The organism is Pseudoalteromonas sp. SG44-17 (assembly GCF_014164235.1).
Classification (GTDB): Bacteria; Pseudomonadota; Gammaproteobacteria; order Enterobacterales; family Alteromonadaceae; genus Pseudoalteromonas; species Pseudoalteromonas rhizosphaerae.
In genome coordinates, this window is sequence record NZ_JACJEV010000005.1 from 140697 (window position 1) to 162174 (window position 21478).

Here is a 21478-nt window from a genome sequence, read left to right on the forward strand (position 1 = left end):
CCAAGGGAGTGATTTTTATGTTGAGTAAACCAAGCAAAGTGCTTCCCCGTAGCCATTTATGGTTACGGGGAAGCCTTTTTACCTTCATCGCGTTTGTTAGCTGTGCGAGTAACGCCAGCACATCGCCAGAACTAACTATGTTCGACAGCAATGGTGCAAAGGCAGCGCCTGGCGTTATCTTAAAAAGTGATGCCACCATGACAGTCACCGGATTGATAAACCATGTCGTGGTAACTCAACATTATCGCAATGAAAACCTGTTTGCTGTTAATGCACGTTATGTCTTTCCGCTACCCGATGAAAGTGCGGTGCATGCTATGACTATGCACATTGGTGAGCGAGTGATCAAAGGTGAAATTGATAAAAAAGCACAAGCCGAGCTGCGTTTTCAACAGGCACAACAAGCGGGTAAACAAGCCGCTTTAGTGCGCCAGCAGCGTGCAAACATGTTTGTCACTAATGTGGCAAACATCGGCCCCGGCGAAGAAGTGCAAATAGAGCTGCAATATCAAGAAGTGATTGATTATCGCAGTGGTACATTTGCACTACGATTTCCAACCACGATAACGCCGCGTTACCATCCGATTAATGGGGTATTAAATGAAACAGCAGAGGATATGATTGACTCGCAGAGTAATGAGTTACCATCAGCGAGTATTGCTGCCACCGGTTGGATAGCACCGATTTACATGGCCACTAAAAATACCGGCTCGGTTCAAGGCGAGTTTAATCTAACGGTTAATATTGATGTTGGCCTAGAGCTGGTGGATATTCAGTCTAAATATCATCGTATTAATACCGAAAATCTGGCATTTGGTCAGTATCAAGTTACTTTAAATGAACAACGTGCCGTGAATCGTGATTTTTTACTGGAGTTTAAACCGCTGCAAAAAGAGCAAGCGCAAGCCGCATTTTTTACTGAGCAGCTCAGTAATGGTGAACGTTATGGATTATTAATGTTGCTGCCGCCGGATGATCATTTTACGCAGACTCAGCGTCTAGCAAGAGAAATGATTTTTGTAGTCGACACTTCCGGCTCTATGCACGGACAGTCAATGGAGCAAGCCAAAAGTGCACTTCATTATGCGTTATCGTTACTTGATAGTAACGACAGCTTTAATATTGTCGGCTTTGACGATCAAATTATGCCTATGAGCGATAAACCTTTGCCGGCTAATGATTTTAATTTACGCCGTGCTGAGCGCTTTGTATATAATTTACAAGCTGATGGCGGCACAGATATTAAAGGGGCATTAGATGGTGTACTAGATGCTCGTGAGCATCTAGGGTATGTGCGTCAAGTGGTATTTTTAACCGATGGCTGTGTCAGTAATGAAGATGCATTGTTTAAACATACTAGTGCGCAACTAGGTGATAGTCGTTTGTTTACGATTGGTATCGGTAGTGCGCCTAATAGTTACTTTATGCGTCGAGCTGCAGATGTTGGACGCGGAACGTTTACTTATATTGGCAGCAGTAGTGACGTGCAACCAAAAATGCAGCAACTATTTGATAAGTTAGCTCATCCTGCAATTACTCAACTTGCGCTTAGCAGTGATTTGGCAAATCAAGCTCTTGAATATTGGCCATCGCCGTTACCCGACCTGTACTTTTCAGAGCCGGTGATGGTTGCTATAAAGCTTGATAATAATGCCGGCGTTACTTTAGCGGGGCAAACGGCGCAAGGACCGTTGTCGATAAAGTTAAATACACAACAAGGGCGACCGGCTCATGGAATTGCAAGGTTGTGGGCACGGCAAAAAATTAAATCATTATTACTTTATAACGAGCAAGAGCATGTTAAAGCACAGGTTGAGAGTCTAGCGCTTGAACATCAATTACTTAGTCCGTTTACCGCCTTTGTAGCGATTGAACAGACACCATCGAGCACTGTTGCTGAGCAGAATGTGCAAGTGGTTAATCAACGACCTCAGGGTCTAGCAATGAGTTTGCCACAAACTGATGGGCAAAGCAGACTACATATTTTACTCGGTTGCATGCTGTTGGCTGGATTTGCAGTGTTGAGACTGAAAAAATGAAAGCAGTGATTGGCGCTATATTGTTGATTGTTGGCTTGGCGTTGCTTGGTCATGGTAGTTATATGCAAGCTAAAGCGTGGCTGGCACAACGCCTTATAGAGCAGGCTTGGCAAGTGGCACTGACAACGCCAGAGCAACAAGTTAAACCCTGGTTCTATGCTGATAGTTATGTAACTGCACAACTGAATTGGCCAAGCCAAAAGCAAACCTTAACAATATTAGCAGGAGCCAGTGGCCGTAACTTAGCGTTTGCCCCGAGTCACTTTTTAGCTAGTGCAGAGCTAGGCTCTGAGCAAGCAGGCGTGTTAATTGCTGGACATAATGACACTCACTTTGCTTTCTTACAAAAAGTGAATGTGGGTGAGCAATTTAGCTTACAAACGCAAAATGGCCAAATTGATCGCTATCGAGTGCGTGGGATTGCGGTTATTCATCAGTCCCAGTACGATTTTTTAGCGCATAAAGGCTTGTATTTATTAACCTGTTATCCGTTTGATTCTTTAGCCTCCGGGACTGAATTACGATTATTAGTCTCTGCCGATAAATTGCCATCACCTGCATCGGTGTTATCTATGTCTACTACCAATTCTTGATGACGCTGACTTATCATTACACCTACAAATACCACGCCAATGCTGAGCCATTGGCTAAGAGAAAGCACTTCTCCCAAGATAATTGCTGATAATATTAGGGTGAAAATCGGTATTAAATTTGAATAGGCTGCGGCAGTGAGCACCGACACCTTACTAATTGCGTAATTATACAAACCATAGCCGCCTAAGGTGACGCAAGAGCCTAAATATAAAATACTTAATAATGCGCCAAGGTCGTGTTGATTTTCACTGGGGAAATCAATAAACAGTAAAAATGGCGCAAAGAACAGACTACCGCTAAAACCTTGCAGTGCAATTAAGGTTAATGGTGAGTAGCGAGCAACTAAATGTTTAACTGAAATAGTATAAAATGCAGCGCAGACCATTGCCATTAACTCCAAAAAGTTACCCAGCAATGGATTGGGAGCCTGCTCTGAGCTTGGCGACATTAAAGTTAATAAGATACTGCCGCCAATACAAAAAGTGAAACCAATAACAATGGCCTTACTAATGTACTCTTTGAGCATAAAAAACGCTAAAAGTGCTACGATAATCGGTAAGCACGATACAATAACCCCCGCTTGAGAAGCTGAAGTATATTCCATCGCATGGCCTTCAAATAAAAAATACAAACAGGGCTCAGCCAGCGACATCCCCACCAGATATTTCCAGTCACCTTGATGATATTTAAAGCGAATAACGTAACGCCATAAGCACAATGCCATGACTAAGGTGGTTAACATGCGTAAAAAAATCACCAGTGCAGGGTCATAAATGGCGATCGCGTATTTTAGCGCGATAAAAGAACTGCCCCATAAAAAGGTGGCGATTATTAAACATAAACTGGCTGGCATGAAGGTCGCTTTAAAGTGAATTAAAACACGATCCTAGCACGTCAGCACCGTGATTGAATATTTTTAACTTGTTCAAAAATCGATAACTGGTATAAATAAATCCTTCAATATTTTTGTGTAGTAAAAAGCATGCAAAGGGCACAGGTAATAGTGGTTAAGCTGGGAACGAGTGTACTCACTGGTGGAACCGATAAACTCGACAAAGCACACATGGTTGAATTAGTTCGCCAATGTTGTGAATTAAAAAAGCAAGGTCATCAAGTTGTGCTGGTATCAAGTGGCGCGGTGGCTGCTGGCCGAGAGCAACTATTAAAACCCTGCGGTCGTTCTTTGATTGATAAACAGATGCTTGCCGCGATTGGTCAAGGTCAGCTTATCCACATTTGGCAAAGCTTATTTGCTTTATATGGCGTCAATGTAGGGCAAATGCTACTGACTCGCGCTGACGTTGATGACCGAGAACGCTACCTCAATGCCCGCGATACTTTAACTGCATTATTAAGTTATGACGTGGTGCCAATCATTAATGAAAATGATGCGGTCGCAACTGCTGAAATTAAAGTAGGTGATAACGACAACCTCTCAGCACTGGTCGCTATATTAGCTAATGCCGACAAATTATTATTACTAACCGACCAAGAAGGTTTATTTACCAGTGATCCACGTACTGATGTTAATGCGCAATTAATTGACGAAGTGGCACATATTGATGATGAGTTACGCCAGCTTGCTGGTGGCAGTGGAACTAGTCTAGGCACGGGTGGTATGGCAACGAAATTGCAAGCCGCTGATATCGCTCGTCGAGCCGGGGTGGAAGTGATTATAGCCAAAGGTGCTGGTAAAAATGTGATCCTTAATTGTATGAGCGAACAGTTACCAGGAACACGCTTTGTAAAGCTAACAGCGCCAAGAGATGGCCGTAAAAAATGGCTGTTAGCTGGACCTAAAAGTAGTGGCCAAATAGTGATTGATGATGGCGCAGTAAATGCTTTACAGCAACAAGGCGCTAGTTTATTAGCCAAAGGCGTACGCGGTGTGCGCGGGCAGTTTGAACGTGGCGATTTGATTGATTTAGTCACCAGTGATCAACAATTAGTGGCCCGTGGGTTAGTACGTTTTAGTAAAGCTGAAACCGATACTATTAAAGGTTGTCATTCAAGTGAAATTACAAAGTTGCTAGCTTTTGATTGCGGTAGTGAAGTGATCCATCGAGATGACTTGGTGTTGTTCTAAACTAATAATTTAGTAAAACTGTAAAGCTAACCTAAACTAAATGTTATGTATTTGTTTAGGTTGGTTTAGATGATAGCAAACCCTTGTGGACATGAATGGATTGTATTCTTAACGCAACAAACCGAAGAGCAGGCTTTAGATGCCGCGCTTATTACAGCTATTTCTGGACTGTCTGAGGTCAAAGTATTTGCGCTATATATTAATAAACATTTCAACCCGCAACTTCCTCCTACCTTATTGAATGTTGATAGCAAAATAGATCCGCTTAGATCCGATGAACTGATGCTTTTATTAGATAAAGTAAGCAAAAATAAAGTGCGTGTAAGCAGTGCATTTGAAAGTGTTACAATGTATGTGCCGATGTCTTATTTAGGCACTGTCATTGGCCTATTAATGGTTAAATCGAAAGACAAATTACCCGAAGGCATTGGCGTGTTGGCACTACATATTTTAAATGTTTATGCTAATCAATTAGCCTTGATCCATAAATCACGATTAGACCCTTTAACAGAATTACTTAATCGGCAAACGTTTGATAAAAAAGTCATTGAAATACTCTCAGAAGAAGACTTTTTGGCCAAAGATGAGGCATTCGCAGTAAGTAAAAGTTGGTATTTAGCGATTGTCGATATTGATCACTTTAAACGGGTCAATGATAATTTTGGTCATGTAATTGGTGATGAAGTTATTTTATTAGTATCGCGATTACTGAAAAATAATTTTCGCTTGGAAGATTATGTATTTCGCTATGGCGGTGAGGAATTTGCCGTATTATTTCAAAGCTTCGATAAAGCAGCAGCTCGAGGTACGTTAAATCGATTACGAGCGAATATTGCTGAATATCCTTTTCCACAAATAGGTAATTTAACCGTCAGTGCGGGTTTTTTGGAACTTAGCCATGTTGATATGGTTGCATCTTTAGTACATAAAGCGGATTTAGCATTGTATGAATCGAAAAATAATGGGCGTAACCGAGTTACTGCTTATAGCGATCTAAACTTAGTGGATGATATTGCTAGTGATGATGGTATAGAGCTTTTTTGAATCTTTTGCAGTTGCTTTAACTGTGCTAAAATCTGTGCCCTTAAATTGTTGTAAACAGGGCCCAGTTGATGAAATTAGTTCGTTGGTTATTAGGTAGTTTGATCTTATTTTTTGATTTTGTTTTTACACCACGTAGTAAAAAACGTCCTGCGGGAGAGCAAGCTCAGCTTGATCAACTCACTGCACAATTTAAACTATATCAATTCAAAGCTTGCCCATTCTGCGTAAAAGTGCGCCGTGCAATTAAACGTGAAGGGTTAAAAGTTGAAACGCGCGACGCGAAAAGTAATGAACAGTATCGTCAAGAATTGCTCGAACAAGGCGGAAAAATAAAAGTACCGTGTCTACGTATCGAAAAAGATAACCAAGTCACTTGGTTATATGAATCAAACGATATCATTGCTTACTTAAATAAAGCTGCAGCTTAATATTCATTTTTCAAGCGCATTTGCTGTGTTAGCATTTAGCGCATATTTTATTGTCCATTGAAAGAGAACATAACCATGACAATTCGTACACGTGTTGCGCCGTCACCAACCGGTGATCCGCATCTTGGTACCGCTTATATCGCCTTATTTAATTACTGTTTTGCTAAGCAGCAAGGTGGCGAATTTGTACTTCGTATTGAAGACACAGACCAAGTACGTAGCACTTCAGAATCAGAACAAGCGATTATGGATAGTCTTCGTTGGTTAGGGCTTGAATGGGATCATGGTCCTGATGTCGGTGGTGAGTTTGGTCCTTATCGTCAATCAGAGCGTAGCGATTTATATAAAAAATATGCACATCAGTTAGTTGATGATGGCAAAGCATTTTATTGTTTTGCAACTAGCGAAGAGCTGGACCAAATGCGTGAAGAGCAAATGGCTGAAGGCCTGCGTCCTAAATACGATGGCCGTGGTTTAAACCTTACTGATGACGAAATTAAAGCCAACTTAGCTGCCGGTAAGCCTTACGTTATACGTATGAATATTCCAAGCGAAGGTACCTTTAAATTTAACGATTACTTACGTGGTGAAATTGAGATCCCGTGGGAAAACGTTGATATGCAAGTGTTACTTAAAGCCGATGGTTTCCCAACTTACTTTTTAGCTAACGTGGTTGATGACCACCATATGGAAATTAGCCATATTTTCCGTGGTGAGGAGTGGATCAACTCTGCGCCTAAGCTGCTAAAATTATATGAAGATTTTGGTTGGCAAGCGCCGGTGCTTGGTCACTTACCACTATTACGTAATCCAGATAAGTCAAAGCTATCTAAGCGTAAAAATCCAACTTCTATTAATTACTATAAAGAAATGGGGTACTTACCTGAAGCGGTACTTAACTACCTTGGACGCATGGGCTGGTCAATGCCGGATGAGCGTGAAAAGTTCACGCTTGCTGAAATGATTGAACATTTTGATATGAAGCGTGTATCTCTCGGTGGCCCAGTATTTGACGTTGATAAACTAAGCTGGTTAAACGGCATGTGGATCCGCGAAAACTTCAGCAACGAAGAGCTAATTCAGCGCTTTGTAGATTGGAAGTTTAATGGGGCAATGCTTGCTAAAGTATTACCAGAGGCGAAAGCCCGCATTAATACCCTATCAGATATGGTTGATTTAGCCGGTCATTTTGTCGGTGGTATTCCAACTTACGACCCTGCGTTACTGACCGCTGGTAAAGCCGATGAAGATGTAATTCGCCAAGCTTTACAGTTCTTTATCTGGGAGCTTGAGGGCTTACGAAGCTGGGAGAAATCAGCAATATTTGCTATAGCTAAAGCGGTGTCTACTTTCCATGAGCTGAAGATTAAAGACTTTTTAGAGCCGATATTTGTCGCTATTACTGGCAAAACGTCTTCAACATCAGTACTTGATGCAATGGAAATATTAGGCTCAGATCTATCTCGCGCACGTTTACGTGTAGCACTTGCGCATTTAGGTATCTCTAAAAAGCAAGCGAAGAATATTGAGCGTGCGTATCGCGAGTATCCTGCTGCATAGGTAAAGTAATCTAGCTAAGCTTGATGATCATTAAAAGCCGAACTTTATTAACGTGGAGTTCGGCTTTTTTGTGGAAAAATAATGGAGTATTGCCAACAAGCAAAGCTAGTTTGTGGACGATGAAATAATAATAATTGGCTGTTCTCACGCAATTTGTTAGCTCAGCAGTGAGAAGTGGGATATCGGTGGTTTATTTTTTTCGAAAAAAAAGCCGTGTTTTAAATCAACACGGCTTTGTTGTTTTAATTAGCTTTACCCTAGACTTTGAACTCATCTACAGATAAGCGTAACTCTTCAGCAAGTTTAGCGACCTCAGAGCTTGATATATTAGTCTGATTAGCCCCCTCTGCGGTTTGTTCTGCAATGGCTACAATAGACTCAAGGCGCTCGCTAATCTCTTGTGAGACTTGTTGTTGCTCTTGTGCTGCTGTCGATATTTCTTCACTCACATCATGTGCTAAAGCAACCGCTGAGGTGATTGAATCCAGTGCTGCGTTGGCTAGGTCTGATTGTTCAACACAAGAATCAGCTTGTTGCTTGCCTTTAGACATTGCAGTCACGGCTGCTTCCGCGCCTGTTTGCAATGATTCTATCATGGCTTGAATTTCTTGAGTCGAGGCTTGTGTTTTACTAGCCAATGAACGAACCTCATCAGCAACAACGGCAAAACCACGACCTTGTTCACCGGCACGTGCTGCTTCAATAGCTGCATTAAGTGCTAGTAAGTTAGTTTGATCCGCAATACCACGAATAACATCAAGAATACTACCAATTGAGGCGCTATCTTGATGAAGCTTATTAATGACTAGTGAGGCTGATTCAACTTCACGAGCTAGCTGCTCAATGGTCGATTTATTCTGGCTAGAAATACCCTTAACACGCTCAGCTTCTTTATCGGCATTTTTGATTTCTTTAAGTGCCTGTTGTGCGCTATTGCTTACTGTTTGTGAGGTACTGCTCATTTCCGTTGTCGCTGTTGCAGCTTGTTCTACCTGTGCTTGTTGATTACGAATTGCTTGACTTGATTCACCGGTGATAGCAGACGTTTCTTCTGAGGCCGCAGCAAGTTGTGTGGAACGAGATATAATACCTTGGATCAAGCTGCGTAAGCTGGCTATAAGTGTATTACAGCTACGCGATAGTTCACCAAATTCATCTTTAGCTGTATCGTCTAGACGTTGTGTCATGTCGCCACTAGCAACAATATCAAGAATGCGGTTTACTTCTGCAAGCGGTTTAGTAATGCGGTTAACCGTTATATAAGCTACGATTATGGCTAACAAAGTTGCGCTGATCATACCAACCCAGGTCCATAAATTAGCTGAATCTACGTCGGTCCTAACTTCTTTTTGCAATTCAAAAGCAACATTACTAGCTTGAGAAACTAATTCATTAAGTTGTTTTATTGCAGTTGCCGTAGCTTGCTCTGCCTCTGTAAGTTCCTTTTCAGTCATTGCGATTACATCAATTAAACGCTTTTTGTTAGCTGAAATACTATTGTTGCCGAGAATGTTATCGCGAAGAGAGACGAAGTAATTGTTTAGATCGTTATATAAACCAGGCTCTGCTGCTTCAACAACCGGTTTTAGTAGCTTTAAGCTACGCTCAATCTCCTCTAAATAATAAAGCTGCTCATTTTTGACGATATCTAAGGTATTTTGGGTTTTAACTGTCAGCATGTCAGTGCTGTTGGTGACTAAAGACAAAAAGTTATTTTCTAATTTATTAGCCGCTTGATAGGCTCTGCTATCACTGCTTTCTAAACCATCAATATCGATAATATCCAAAACCACAGAATTAGCATCTTCCGCTGCAAGCTCTATCGTTTCTAATTGTGCTCGTAATGATTTATTGAGTTCTAATTGGGTTTTTTTATCTTTTAATAAATCTTCTACTAATTTAATAAAGCTTTTGTAAGTTCGCTCAACGTTTTGACTATTTTGATTTAGTTGATCGTTGTCACGTACAACGAGTTTTAACTGTGAATAAGCTTTATCAAAGCGTTGTTTTTGTTCGAACACCAACTTTTCAATTGGCGCAAGCTCTGCTGCTGAAGAGGTATAAAAACTAGCTTGGGCGGCTTTACTCATCAGGATAAACTCAACCTGTAGTTCTGAGCTTTGTTCTAATGCCGGCAATGATAATTGATTTACTTGCTGTGCTGAATTATTAATATTTGCGATTCTGAACAGTGAATTACCCCCAATTAAAAGAAGTAATAAGGTGATACAAATAAAACCACCCCAAATACGTTGGCTGACAGTTAAGTTCATATAAAAATTCCATAAAGAGAGTAGCAATTAGACTTTATCGGCTTTATTGCGGATAAGTTAAGTAATTAAATTCAATTACTTTTAACATTCGTTACTATAAATCTAACAGAAGATGATTAATTTTTCAGTTAAATTAGATGAAATCAGTAGAATTAGCGCTAAAGTATTGCTTATTTTTTAACTCCATCAAGCTCAGCTTCCCACCCCATACACAGCCTGTATCCAAAGCATGGATATTTGCATGATGAGTTACGCCCTCAAGAGCAGCCCAATGTCCAAATACAATGTGCTGTTTAAAAGTTGTAAATTTTGGGTGCTCAAACCAAGGCATCATTGCAGTAGCGTTAGTAATACTACCTTTATAGCTTAACTCTAATTGTTCATCAAGGGTTAAAAATCGCATTCTGGTAAAGTAGTTAACAATATAACGAAATCGCTCAAACTCATTGAGTTGCTCACTCCAAAGGCCTGGGTGCTGCTCATACATATGTTTGAAAAAATCGCGCGCATTCTCACCTTGATAGCAGGATTCAGCAAATTGAGCATGTTGCAGAGCCTGCTCAATGGACCATGCGGGGTTGAGGCCGGCGTGGCTAATAAATACCTGTTCTGTTTCAAGCCATAGAGCCAATGGTTGCTGCTTTAGCATGGCTATATAAGCAGGTAGCTTTGCTGAACCAAGCAGGGCGGTGAGCTTGTCTTTTGGATTAGCGGGTTTATCTAACATATAATTGGCAATCAGGTGTAAGTCATGATTACCTAAGGTAACGGTGATACTATCTTGATGTGTATATAAATAATCTAGGCAGGCAAGAGAGTCGGGGCCGCGGGCGACAATGTCGCCCACTAAATAAAGGTGATCTTTACTTGGGTTGAAGTCAACTTGCAGCAACAAAGCTTGAAATTCTTTATAACAACCTTGTAGATCACCTATCGCATAATTTGCCATTATTTAACCTAAATTCGGGATAATAAATCTATCTCCTGTGGCTATTTTCAACGCTAACTGCGTTGAATCTACTTGCAATAGGCCAGCTATTGACGCGTAAATTCGCCTTGTTATCTCTGAAAATCTCCGACAGGACAGCTTAAAGGCTAGTTATATCATTAAATCAATGCGTTAATAAATATCTTAACCCGATTTCAGGTTATTTAATGTAAAATATTAGGCAGTGATAAACGAAAAACATTAATTGGTGCATCGAACTCTGTACCGAACTCATTCTTCAAGGTGTAATAACCTTGCATCGTTCCTACGGGAGTATCTAGCACTGCACCACTGGTATATTTATAGCTTTCACCAGGACCAATAGTTGGTTTTTCACCGACTACGCCTTCACCTTGTACTTCGATTTCTTTACCATTTGCATCAGTGATCAACCAATAGCGGCTAATTAACTTTGCGCTGCATAGACTGTGATTTTTAATGGTAACGGAATAAGCAAATACATATTTATCAAGTTCAGGTTGTGATTGACCCTCAACATAAAATGTTTCTACCGATACTTTGATGGGTGAGCCCAAATTACTGCTTGTTGTCATAAATCCAATTAGCTATATCAATAAATTGTTGTAACGAAAGGCTTTCAGCACGCAACGTGATATCTATACCAATGCTAGTTAATTCATCTGCGGTGAGTAAATTAGCTAAGCTGTTGCGCAGTGTTTTGCGGCGCTGATTAAAGGCCTCTAAACACACAGTGTTAAGAATTTTAGTACTTTTTGCTGTACGTTGCTCTGGCTTTTTCGGTATTAAACGAATAACGGCAGAATCAACTTTCGGTGCTGGTTTAAAACACTCTGGTGGTACTTCGATGACAGGCATTGCATTACAGTAATACTGTGTCATTACGCTCAAGCGACCAAATGTTTTACTACCAGGTCCTGCTACCATGCGTTTCACCACTTCTTTTTGTAGCATAAAGTGCATATGCTCAATGTTGTCGGCAAACTCAAATAAATGGAACAGCAATGGTGTTGAAATATTGTATGGTAAATTACCAAACACTTTTAGTTTGTTGCGGTCAGCTTTGATCAAACTTGAAAAATCAAATTTCATCGCATCACCTTGATGCACAGTAAGCTTAGGCCCTAAAAATGGGTGCTCAGTTAAGCGCTGGGCTAAATCTTTATCTAGTTCAACAACCGTTAAGTGGCCACTTAGCTCACTTACCGGTTCAGTGATAGCACCTAGACCAGGACCGATTTCAACTAAATTATCTTCAGGTTTAGGATCAATCGCGGTGACGATTTTATCGATGATCATCTCATCACATAAAAAGTTTTGCCCAAAACGTTTGCGGGCGCGGTGTCCTAAATGTACTTTATCTGTCATTGATTTTGTGCTTTTTCATGGGCGAGCTTAATTGCTTCGCGGATCGCTAATTCAAAACTACCTACATCAGCATCACCAGTACCTGCTAAATCGAGCGCCGTACCGTGATCAACTGAGGTGCGTATAAACGGCAAACCAAGGGTGATATTAACTGATTTGCCAAAACCTTTGTATTTTAGCACAGGTAAACCTTGATCGTGATACATTGCCAGCACTGCATCAGCTTGTGATAGATATTTGTCTTGGAACAAGGTGTCAGCAGGCAATGGCCCGATTAAATTCATACCTTCACTATTTAGCTGTTCAATGGTTGGGGTGATGGTGTCAATCTCTTCACGCCCTAAATGGCCATCTTCACCCGCATGAGGGTTAAGCCCACAGACTAAAATACGTGGTTTTTCGATACCAAATTTAGTTTGTAAATCATGGTTTAAAATACCTGCAACTTTACTTAAACGCTCACTTGTAATAGCACGTGATACATAAGCCAGTGGGATGTGCGTGGTCACTAGTGCAACTCTTAAGCCTTCAGTAGCTAATAACATCACCACATCAGGGGTGTTTGATTGCTGGGCAAAGTATTCGGTATGGCCACTAAATGAAATGCCAGCTTTATTGATAATACCTTTATTAACAGGACCAGTTACAACGGCTGCAAACGTACCATTCATATTCTTTTCGCACGCGATACGCAAGGTATCGAGTACGTATTGACCGTTGGCATCATTTAACACACCCATCTCAACGTCGGCACCTAAATCAACTTGGTGCAGATAGACACTCCCTGCAGGGGCGATTACAGCTGGTGCATTTTCATCAAATGGAATTAAATTGATTGTTAAACCAAGCTGTTTGGCTCGCTGTTGTAATAATTGCTTATCAGCAATCACAACCAGCTGCGCAGGCCAATCATGCTGTGCAAGTTGCAACAGTAAATCTGGGCCGATCCCGGCAGGTTCGCCGGGAGTAATTGCAATACGTAGGATCATTGGTTATTCATCAATTGGGAAAATTTCAACATGGGCTTGCTCACGCATTTCTTGCTGCCAGTTAAAGCTTTCTTCTTTAAATTTACGATTAAAGAGCATGCCGTGAGCACGGTTACGTTTAGCTAGTTCGGTTTTATCAGCTATACGTTTGTCTAATAGCTGCACTATATGCCAACCAAATGTGGTTCTAAACGGGTCACTGATCTCATTTTTATCAAGTGATAGTAGGGCATCTCTAAACTGTGGCGCATAGGTCGTAGGATCTGTCCAATCGTACTCTCCACCTTTAAGTGCAGAGCCTGGATCTTCTGAATACTCTTTAGCAAGCTCACCAAAGTCAGCAGTCCCAGCACGTAAATCTTTAGCAAAGCCATTAAGCATATTGCGGGCTTTTTCTTCGCTTAAGATGATTGACGGCTTGATTAAGATATGGCGAGAGCGCACTTCGGTTGTTTCAACAACCTGGCGACCACGAATGTCTTGAACTTTAATAATATGAAAACCAGCGCCTGAACGAAGCGGGCCTATAATTGCATCTTTTTTGGTGCCCTTAACTGCTTCAGCAAAGAGTGATGGCATTTCATTAATGCTCATCCAGCCTAATTGACCACCTTCAAGTGCTTTTGAACCACTTGATGATGAAATGGCGATACGTTTAAATTCTTTCCCGTCTTGTAAAAACTCAATAACTTTATCTGCGCGAGTTTTTGCGCTAGCAATTTCATCCGCAGTGGCATTATTTGGAATATCAACGAGGATATGGCCAATGTCATACTCTTCCGTATTTTGACCTTGGCTTTCCATTATTTTTAAGAGATTATCAACTTCTTGTGGGCTAATATAAATACGACGGTCTACGTTTGCGCGCATTACTTGTTGAGTTGTGATCTCTTTACGAATTTCTTCACGATAAGATTGGAAACTCTCGCCTGATGATTCAATAGTGCGGCGTAGGTCTGCGATTGTTCCGCCTTGCTCTTTCGCCATACCAACCAAAGTTTGGTCCAGTTGGCTATCAGAGATTTCTAACCCCATACGCTCAGCTAATTGCATCATCAACGCTTGATTTACTAAACGCTCCATTGCTTGAATACGTAGCGTATCATCCGAAGGTAATTCTTGTCCTTGCTCTTTGGCTTGGGTTTTTACGCGGTTAACAATAGTGTTTACTTCACTTTGTAAAATAACCCCTTGGTTTACAATACCAACCACCTTGTCTATTTCAACAGGGGCTGCGAAAGCGCTTTGGCATAAACCAAGCGTCAAAAATGCTGATGCTAATAATTTTTTTAAATTCATACTTTTTCTAATACTCTTGCTAATAGTACGGTGATACTAGTTATTAAGAAAATACGGTCTACGATAGCCAAAAATACCTTGTTGTAATAATTTTTGTGCATCATAACGGCTTTTACTACCTAACCCTTTTAAGACAATATTAAATCCAATACTTGAATCAAAAGTGGCTTGTTCTTGGCCTATCGCTTGATTTAAATCAGTTGCGATTTGGCGACGGGCGGTAACTTGAAAGGCCCAACAGCATGATTCATATTGCAATCCGCTGAACACCTCGACACTACGACCGTTTTCTAAATCACGGTGATAGCTACTTACAAACTGCCATTGATCACTGAGCGGAATGCTAGTAAAAAAGCCAACTTGTTCGATTGTATTGCCTGAGACATCATTTGCATAGCGATGGTTCAATTGAACGAGTTGATTATCGTCACCTTTATAATCTAAGGTCACATTTGACTGGATAATCTGTTTACCATCGGTGTCATATTGAATTCCGCCTGATAAATACCAGCGGCGGTGCCAATGTAACATGGTTTGTGCGGCAAACAAGGCATTATAGTTGGTATCTGAGTTTAACCCTTGCGATGTTGGCTTGGCTGAGTCACTTAAATAAAATATTTGACCAGCACTAAAATTAAACAACTCTTCACTTTTATTATTAAATAAACGCGTGGTTGCACCTAATGTAAATTGATTTGCTGCGGCTATACGATCCACACTTGAAAAACGACTATCACGGAATAAACCAAAAAAATCATCTTGTAATTTTGTTGTATCGTATAAACCTATATTGGATTGATCTTTATTCGGTGTATACAAATACTGCAGTTGTGGCTCTAAGGTTTGAATACCATCATCAGCGAAGATAGTGGTTTCACGCTCAAAGTTTAATTGGCTGTATAAACGCACTTTAGGCAAAGTACGCGATACTGATTTAGCATAATCAGTATTTGCCAAATCACCTTCTTGCTTATAGTTAGTGTGCAATACGCTAAATTCAGATAAAAACGACCATGCATGCTCTTGGTAGCCGTAGCTTGCTTTTGGTTCGATGTGTAAACGAGTTGCCTTTTCAATAACTTGAGTGTCATTTGTAAAGTGGCTCAGTTCACCGTCTAGGGTAAGTTCAATATCCTGAAAACTAAATGGTGCTGTTTGCGAAAAGCTAATTTGTGGCCACGCCGCATACGATTCAACATGATCACCGAGCACTTCAAAGTTTTGTACTTTTATATCTGTACGCCAAGTATCACCTAAGTGTGATAACGAGCCAGTACGGTACAGTTGGGTGTCAGTACGTGTTGCGTAATTAGAACCCAAATCAGTGAGATAGTTATCATCGCTGACGTTGGTTATATCAACATTAGCACGCCAATTTTCGGCAAAATAACTTTGTTGTTGCCAGTGAAATAGAAAGCGCTCTTTGAGTTCTGGTTCGGAGTCGTCTTTGTCAAGGTATTCAAGTGCTACTAGACCTTCATTGCTATCACTCAAATAACGAAATTCGGTTTGCAGCTGCAAGCCTTTTTTAGACATATAGCGTGGTGTAATCGTGGCATCAAAGTTTGGTGCAATATTCCAATAATATGGAGTAACTGTTTCTACGCCGTAGCGATCTGAACTGGAAATATTGGGTGTTAATAAGCCCGACTTTCTGCGATTATCAATTGGGAAAGTGAAATAGGGTAAATAAAGTACAGGCGTATCCATAATACGCAATACCATATCATGGGTTTCGCCCCAGCCTTCATCACTGGATAATAAAATTTGTTCAGCTTGAATTGCCCACACGGGCGTATCGCTTGGACAGGTAGTAAAGCTTGCGTTCAGCAGATCTAAGCCAGACTTATTAATAGTGAGCTTTTCCGCTCCGCCGTGTGCTTGTTGATCCGTCAGCTTATAATCGGCACCAAGTAGGCTGATTTCAGAACTATTTAAATCAGCATTAAGACCTGAGCTATTTACTTCACTGATAGTGTCACGGTAAGTAATAGGGCCAGTTGCATTAAGTAACCCACGCTGTTTGTCAATTAGCGCACTTTGTGCGGACAAACTCATAGTAAGGGTGTTAATATCAACATTACCGGTAAATTCTGCGCTTTGGGTGCCAAGCAGTTCAATATCATCTGAACGGATATCGATCATGCCTAAGTCAAGGCCAGCAAGCGGTTGCCAAGCTCTGGTTTGCATTGAATTGCCACAAAAGTTGTGTGTCAGTTCAGTTTCGGCGAACGATGGTGCGCTGATCACACTTAGCATCATCATGCCCCAGGTTTTGCTCATTTATTAACCTTAATATGCTGTCGTTGGATGTAAGAATGACATAATAAAGGAAAACAATGGCAAATACAGTAATTGACTTAGTGAAAAATAGATATCTTGTAAAATGAATCGTTATAAAAGTTTACAGCAGTTTTTAAATCCGCACTTCGAAGATGAAGTATACCAGCTAGCTGCGATCACCGGAGACGCCAGCTTTCGTCGTTATTTCCGTCTAAATCGCGGTCAAGATAGCTATATAGTTATGGACTCAGATCCAGCTAAGCTCGATAACACTCCTTATATAGAACTCAACAAAGTTTTTTCTGAGCATGGTTTCAAACTACCAAAAATATTACATGCTGATGAAAAGCAAGGGTTCTTCTTATTAAGCGATTTAGGCAACACACATCTTGCTGATATGCTAGATGATAAAGAACGTATTAATCACTATAAACACCTTATAAAACTTAGTGCACAATGGGCAAAAATGCCGCCTGTTGAGCACATGAAAGATTTTGATCGGGCATTTTTAGAATTAGAACTAAGTATTTTTTTAGAATGGTTGGTAGAGGGATTTTTAGAGCTAGAAGTTACTGCTGCAGAACGTACTTTATGGCAAACGAGCTGTGAGTTATTAATTGAAAATATACTCGCGCAACCTAGCGTCACCGTACACCGTGATTTTCATAGCCGTAATATTATGCACAGTGAACAGCAATGGGCAATTATTGACTATCAAGATGCCGTGCAAGGCCCGGTATGCTATGACCTGGTATCGTTACTGCGTGATTGTTATTTTAAACTTCCTCACGATGAACTTGAATACTTACTTGAGCATGCATTTGCTGAGTTTGAGCAACAGGGCTTGCTCAGTAACATCAGCTTTGCAACCTTTAAACAATGGTTTGATTTAACCGGTATTCAACGCCATTTAAAAGCGGCGGGTATTTTTTGCCGGTTAAATTTACGCGATGGTAAACTCGGTTATATGGATAATGTATTACCGACACTGCGCTACATTAGTGATGTGGCGCAAGATCATTCATCGTTGGTGGAGCTGGGTAAATGGATCAACAGTAAGATTATTCCTGCTACCTTAGTCGCACTTAATAAAGTGCCAACTAAATAATGAAAGCGATGATTTTAGCCGCGGGTCGCGGTCAGCGAATGATGCCACTTACCGCAGAATTACCTAAACCTATGTTAAAGGTGCAAGGAAAACCATTAATCGAGCATCATATTGAGCGACTAAAAACAGCAGGGATCACTGATTTTATTATTAACCTTGCTTGGCAAGGAGATAAGATCCGTGCTTACTTTGGCGATGGTAGCCGGCTTGGTGTACATATTGAGTATAGCCAAGAGCCTGAGCAGGGATTAGAAACTGCAGGTGGTATTATTCAAGCCTTACCTTTGCTTGGTGAGCAATTTATTGTTATTAATGGCGATATATTTACCGACTATGATGTTAGTTCATTACTGCATATTCACTTAGATGCGGGCGAGGCACATATTGTGTTGGTTGAAAATCCAGCCCACAACCCAAATGGTGACTTTACGTTGCGTCATCTAAGCGCAGATAGCCCCAAGTATACATTTTCTGGTATCAGTCGCTTTCATCAGCAATTTTTTGCAGGAATTACAGCGGGTACTCATCGCTTAGGGCCATTATTAAAAAGTAAATTGGCTGAGCATGTTGTCTCTACGGAGCTGTACATAGGTAACTGGGACGATATCGGAACTCCAGAACGATTAGCTCAATTGAATGAGTTGTTGATAGAGCAACAAAAAACTCATTAAGTAATTCACATATAATAGGAGCGCCTCATGTGGGGTAAAATTTTAGGTGCCTGCTTTGGCTTTATGTTTGGGCGTATTATAGGCTTATTTATAGGCTTATACCTGGGCCATATGTTTGACAAGAGTTTAAAGCAGAACTTTGATAAAGCCGGCGGCTTTTCAAGCTTATTTAAAGGCGATGATGATATTAATCAGCGCCAAGCGTTATTTTTTACCAGCTGTTTTGGAGTAATGGGGCACATTGCTAAGTCAAATGGCCGCGTAAGCGAAACCCACATCCGTGCTGCCAGTTTATTTATGGATGAAATGGGACTCACTGGTGATGATCGCAAAGAGGCACAAGATGCATTTAAAGCGGGAAAAGACGCTGATTTTTCATTAAAAGAAACTGTTTTCGATTTTAAAGAGCGTTTTGCTCGTCGCCATGATTTATTACAACTGTTTTTAGAAATTCAAATCCAAATGGCGTTTTCTGATGGGGTGTTAGCTGCGCAAGAAAAGGAGCTACTCCAAGAGGTAAGTAAGTTATTAGGGATCTCTAAAACTCACTTTGCATTTGTACTTAAACGTTACCAAGCTGAATTTTCATTTCGTCAGCAACAACAACGCTATCAACAGCAGCAACAACGTCAACAAGGGCAAAGCAGTAGTTATCGTGAAGGCTCAGGGCATCATGTACCGCCAAATAGTGGCATGAGCCGTACTCAAGCTCTGGCTTTGCTGGGGTTAAATAATGAGGCGAGTGAACGAGAAGTAAAAGTAGCGTACCGTAAATTAATGGCGCAGCACCATCCTGATAAATTAGTTTCTCAAGGTTTACCTAAACATATGATGGAACTGGCAGTCAAGAAAAGCCAAGATATTCAAGCCGCTTACGAATATTTAAAAAAGGCGGCGTAAAAACCCGTCTACTTCTTTGGTCAAGCGCTCATGTTGCTCAGGCTCAGAGCGCAAACCAAACAGCTCACGTTGGCGGTAATCATATTTACTGTGACGTTTAACCCAGCGTTTTCTATCCGCCACACTCAGCAGTAAGTCTGGGTTATCTATGTTGTAGTAAATATCCAATAACGGCGGGCTAATAGTCGATATAATCGCGTTAAGTTGTTGGTTACGTTTACTGTTTGGTAAATAACTGCTAAGGCTGACAAATGCATCTATGTTGGTATTTGGATATTCGCCATAGTGTTCGAGCAATACTCCAGCAGAGGCACCTTGTGCAATAACAACAATTTTCCCATCTTCATCCAATGCACTTTGATACAACGCATTAAAGCGTGCAATTAAGTTGAGTTTATAATTATCTATTATCGCATTGCTTATATGAGCGATAGCATCAACATGTACAACAGGAGTAGCTGTGTCAGCTGATGGTTCGCCATTGTCTAAACTTGTAGTTTGCTTAGCCGCTGCAGGTTCAGTTGTTTCACTTGCATCCGCAGGTGGCACTGCTTGCCAATCAATATCGGGTACCGTCATAGCAATTGTGGCATAGCCTAAATCGTTAAGTTGCGTGCGTAAAAAGTTGAGCCCGTTGTTATTGGTAGGTAAGTGTTGCCAATCAGGGATAATCAACACCACACCGCGCTGCTGGGCACTCATGTGTTGGCGATATAAACTTAAAAACTCAGTATCACCGGCAAGTAGCGGTTTTAGTTCATCTTGCGGCATTAAGCGTGATAAATCATTACTGCTGATTGTTGACCATGGTGTGGGTGCAATAAAGTCGGCTGCTTGGGCTTGCATGGCCAAGAAAGTCGCGTAAACCAAACTAATTAATTGCCATACTTTAAACTGTTTGCCGATAGCCATATAAACCACCACGATGAATCAATAAGTTGTTATCGGCGTGTACAGCAAAAAGTTTAGTGTGATTTTAAGCTCGTAATTAAAACTCTGGCTCAGCTTCAAAAGTCATAATTTGTGCTGTTCCCGGGTGAGTGAGCTGTAGCATTTGTGCGTGCAATTGCAAGCGCGGGGCAGCAGCCAGGGCATCAGGGTGAGCATAGAGCCTATCGCCTAAAATAGGGTGCCCCAATGACAACATATGCACACGTAATTGATGTGAGCGTCCGGTAATAGGGGTAAGTTCCACACGAGTGGCGTGCAACTCATGCTCCAATACAGTGTAATGAGTTAAAGAGGGCTTCCCCTTGTCATGATCAACCATTTGCTTAGGGCGGTTTGGCCAATCACAGATCAGTGGCAAATTGACTGATCCCGTTAATGGCTCTAATTTACCGTACACTCGTGCAATATAGCGCTTTGCAGTTTGGCGTTCTTGAAACTGCATACTTAAATGACGATGAGCCGATTTATGCATTGCTAAACAAATAATTCCAGAGGTTGCCATATCTAAGCGGTGAACTATTTTTGCCGTAGGAAAAACACGGTTAACGCGAGCTATCAAACAATCGGCGTGTTTAGGATCTTTTCCCGGCACAGTCAAAAGTTCACTGGGCTTGTTGACGATCAGTAAATCATCATCTTGAAATAAAATGGTTAAATACGGATCTAATGGAGGATTGTAGTTAATTAACACGGCCGACCTCAATGATTTATGAGCGCGCTATTTTAGAGAAGTCATCGCTTATACACAATCAATAAAGTATTAGATTAGACGCGAGAGTATTAATGAGCGAGTTAATTGACAAGTAGTCGTTAAGCAAAGAGTATTTTTGGGCAAAAGAAAAGCGCGAACTATCGCTAGTCGCGCTTGCGGAATCTTCTAATTTTCTGCATCCTGCAATTGAACTTAATCAACTCCTA

The 21478-nt window shown here is 41.0% G+C and carries 19 protein-coding genes; 9 read left to right on the forward strand and 10 right to left on the reverse strand.

Annotated elements, in window-relative coordinates; genetic code table 11:
* The first annotated feature begins 17 nt into the window (after positions 1-17).
* Positions 18-2039, forward strand: a complete 2022-nt coding sequence (locus H5182_RS06000) for a marine proteobacterial sortase target protein (RefSeq protein WP_182759704.1) — start codon at positions 18-20, stop codon at positions 2037-2039.
* Positions 2036-2632 carry a class GN sortase gene (locus H5182_RS06005; RefSeq protein WP_182731794.1) on the forward strand — a complete coding sequence of 199 codons (597 nt, stop codon included), beginning with the start codon at positions 2036-2038 and terminating at the stop codon, positions 2630-2632. The genes H5182_RS06000 and H5182_RS06005 overlap by 4 nt, the downstream gene beginning before the upstream one ends.
* On the opposite strand, the gene H5182_RS06010 is transcribed toward H5182_RS06005, so the two are convergent.
* Positions 2524-3486: a DMT family transporter gene (locus tag H5182_RS06010; RefSeq protein ID WP_182759705.1), complete on the reverse strand. Its 963-nt coding sequence runs from the start codon at positions 3484-3486 to the stop codon at positions 2524-2526. The genes H5182_RS06005 and H5182_RS06010 overlap by 109 nt on opposite strands.
* Positions 3487-3615: 129 nt before the next feature.
* Between H5182_RS06010 and proB the strand changes: the two genes are divergently transcribed.
* The 4 genes from proB to gltX all read left to right on the forward strand — a co-directional run bounded on the left by proB (position 3616) and on the right by gltX (position 7751).
* The gene (gene proB / locus H5182_RS06015) at positions 3616-4719 is read left to right on the forward strand and encodes a glutamate 5-kinase (protein WP_145235430.1); all 1104 of its coding nucleotides are present in this window, start codon (positions 3616-3618) and stop codon (positions 4717-4719) included.
* Between the two features lie 69 nt (positions 4720-4788).
* A complete protein-coding gene (locus tag H5182_RS06020; protein WP_182759706.1) occupies positions 4789-5763 on the forward strand; it encodes a GGDEF domain-containing protein in 975 nt (324 codons plus the stop codon).
* A 68-nt stretch (positions 5764-5831) separates the two neighbouring features.
* Entirely contained in the window at positions 5832-6191 is a 360-nt protein-coding gene (locus tag H5182_RS06025) for a glutathione S-transferase N-terminal domain-containing protein (protein WP_145235432.1), read from the forward strand.
* A 75-nt stretch (positions 6192-6266) separates the two neighbouring features.
* A complete protein-coding gene (gltX, locus tag H5182_RS06030; RefSeq protein ID WP_182717159.1) occupies positions 6267-7751 on the forward strand; it encodes a glutamate--tRNA ligase in 1485 nt (494 codons plus the stop codon).
* A 257-nt stretch (positions 7752-8008) separates the two neighbouring features.
* Here the strand turns inward: gltX and H5182_RS06035 are convergent, their stop codons facing one another.
* The 7 genes from H5182_RS06035 to lptD all read right to left on the reverse strand — a co-directional run bounded on the left by H5182_RS06035 (position 8009) and on the right by lptD (position 16930).
* Complete coding sequence (locus H5182_RS06035) at positions 8009-10024, reverse strand: methyl-accepting chemotaxis protein (protein WP_182734710.1); 2016 nt, start codon at positions 10022-10024, stop codon at positions 8009-8011.
* Between the two features lie 133 nt (positions 10025-10157).
* Positions 10158-10973, reverse strand: coding sequence for a symmetrical bis(5'-nucleosyl)-tetraphosphatase (locus tag H5182_RS06040; protein WP_182731790.1), 816 nt, complete (start codon positions 10971-10973; stop codon positions 10158-10160).
* Positions 10974-11176: 203 nt separating this feature from the next.
* Positions 11177-11566 carry a Co2+/Mg2+ efflux protein ApaG gene (gene apaG, locus H5182_RS06045; protein WP_145235442.1) on the reverse strand — a complete coding sequence of 130 codons (390 nt, stop codon included), beginning with the start codon at positions 11564-11566 and terminating at the stop codon, positions 11177-11179.
* Positions 11550-12359 carry a 16S rRNA (adenine(1518)-N(6)/adenine(1519)-N(6))-dimethyltransferase RsmA gene (gene rsmA, locus H5182_RS06050; RefSeq protein WP_145235444.1) on the reverse strand — a complete coding sequence of 270 codons (810 nt, stop codon included), beginning with the start codon at positions 12357-12359 and terminating at the stop codon, positions 11550-11552. The genes apaG and rsmA overlap by 17 nt, the downstream gene beginning before the upstream one ends.
* Entirely contained in the window at positions 12356-13348 is a 993-nt protein-coding gene (gene pdxA, locus H5182_RS06055) for a 4-hydroxythreonine-4-phosphate dehydrogenase PdxA (protein ID WP_145235446.1), read from the reverse strand. The genes rsmA and pdxA overlap by 4 nt, the downstream gene beginning before the upstream one ends.
* A 3-nt stretch (positions 13349-13351) precedes the next feature.
* Positions 13352-14647, reverse strand: a complete 1296-nt coding sequence (gene surA / locus H5182_RS06060; RefSeq protein ID WP_145235448.1) for a peptidylprolyl isomerase SurA — start codon at positions 14645-14647, stop codon at positions 13352-13354.
* A 36-nt stretch (positions 14648-14683) separates the two neighbouring features.
* Positions 14684-16930, reverse strand: a complete 2247-nt coding sequence (gene lptD / locus H5182_RS06065) for an LPS assembly protein LptD (protein WP_145235450.1) — start codon at positions 16928-16930, stop codon at positions 14684-14686.
* A gap of 103 nt (positions 16931-17033) precedes the next feature.
* Here lptD and H5182_RS06070 point away from each other — a divergent pair, with 103 nt between their 5' ends.
* From H5182_RS06070 to djlA, 3 genes are read left to right on the forward strand one after another with little or no spacing between them, the layout of a single operon-like run.
* Entirely contained in the window at positions 17034-18038 is a 1005-nt protein-coding gene (locus H5182_RS06070) for an aminoglycoside phosphotransferase family protein (RefSeq protein ID WP_145235452.1), read from the forward strand.
* Positions 18038-18709, forward strand: a complete 672-nt coding sequence (murU, locus tag H5182_RS06075; RefSeq protein ID WP_145235454.1) for an N-acetylmuramate alpha-1-phosphate uridylyltransferase MurU — start codon at positions 18038-18040, stop codon at positions 18707-18709. The genes H5182_RS06070 and murU overlap by 1 nt, the downstream gene beginning before the upstream one ends.
* 27 nt (positions 18710-18736) lie before the next feature.
* Positions 18737-19609 (forward strand): co-chaperone DjlA, encoded by an 873-nt coding sequence (gene djlA / locus H5182_RS06080; RefSeq protein ID WP_149982088.1) that lies wholly within the window; start codon positions 18737-18739, stop codon positions 19607-19609.
* On the opposite strand, the gene H5182_RS06085 is transcribed toward djlA, so the two are convergent.
* Entirely contained in the window at positions 19592-20521 is a 930-nt protein-coding gene (locus H5182_RS06085) for a DUF3530 family protein (RefSeq protein ID WP_182759707.1), read from the reverse strand. The two genes, djlA and H5182_RS06085, sit on opposite strands and share 18 nt — an antisense overlap.
* A 76-nt stretch (positions 20522-20597) precedes the next feature.
* Entirely contained in the window at positions 20598-21251 is a 654-nt protein-coding gene (rluA, locus tag H5182_RS06090) for a bifunctional tRNA pseudouridine(32) synthase/23S rRNA pseudouridine(746) synthase RluA (RefSeq protein ID WP_145235460.1), read from the reverse strand.
* Positions 21252-21478: the final 227 nt, after the last annotated feature.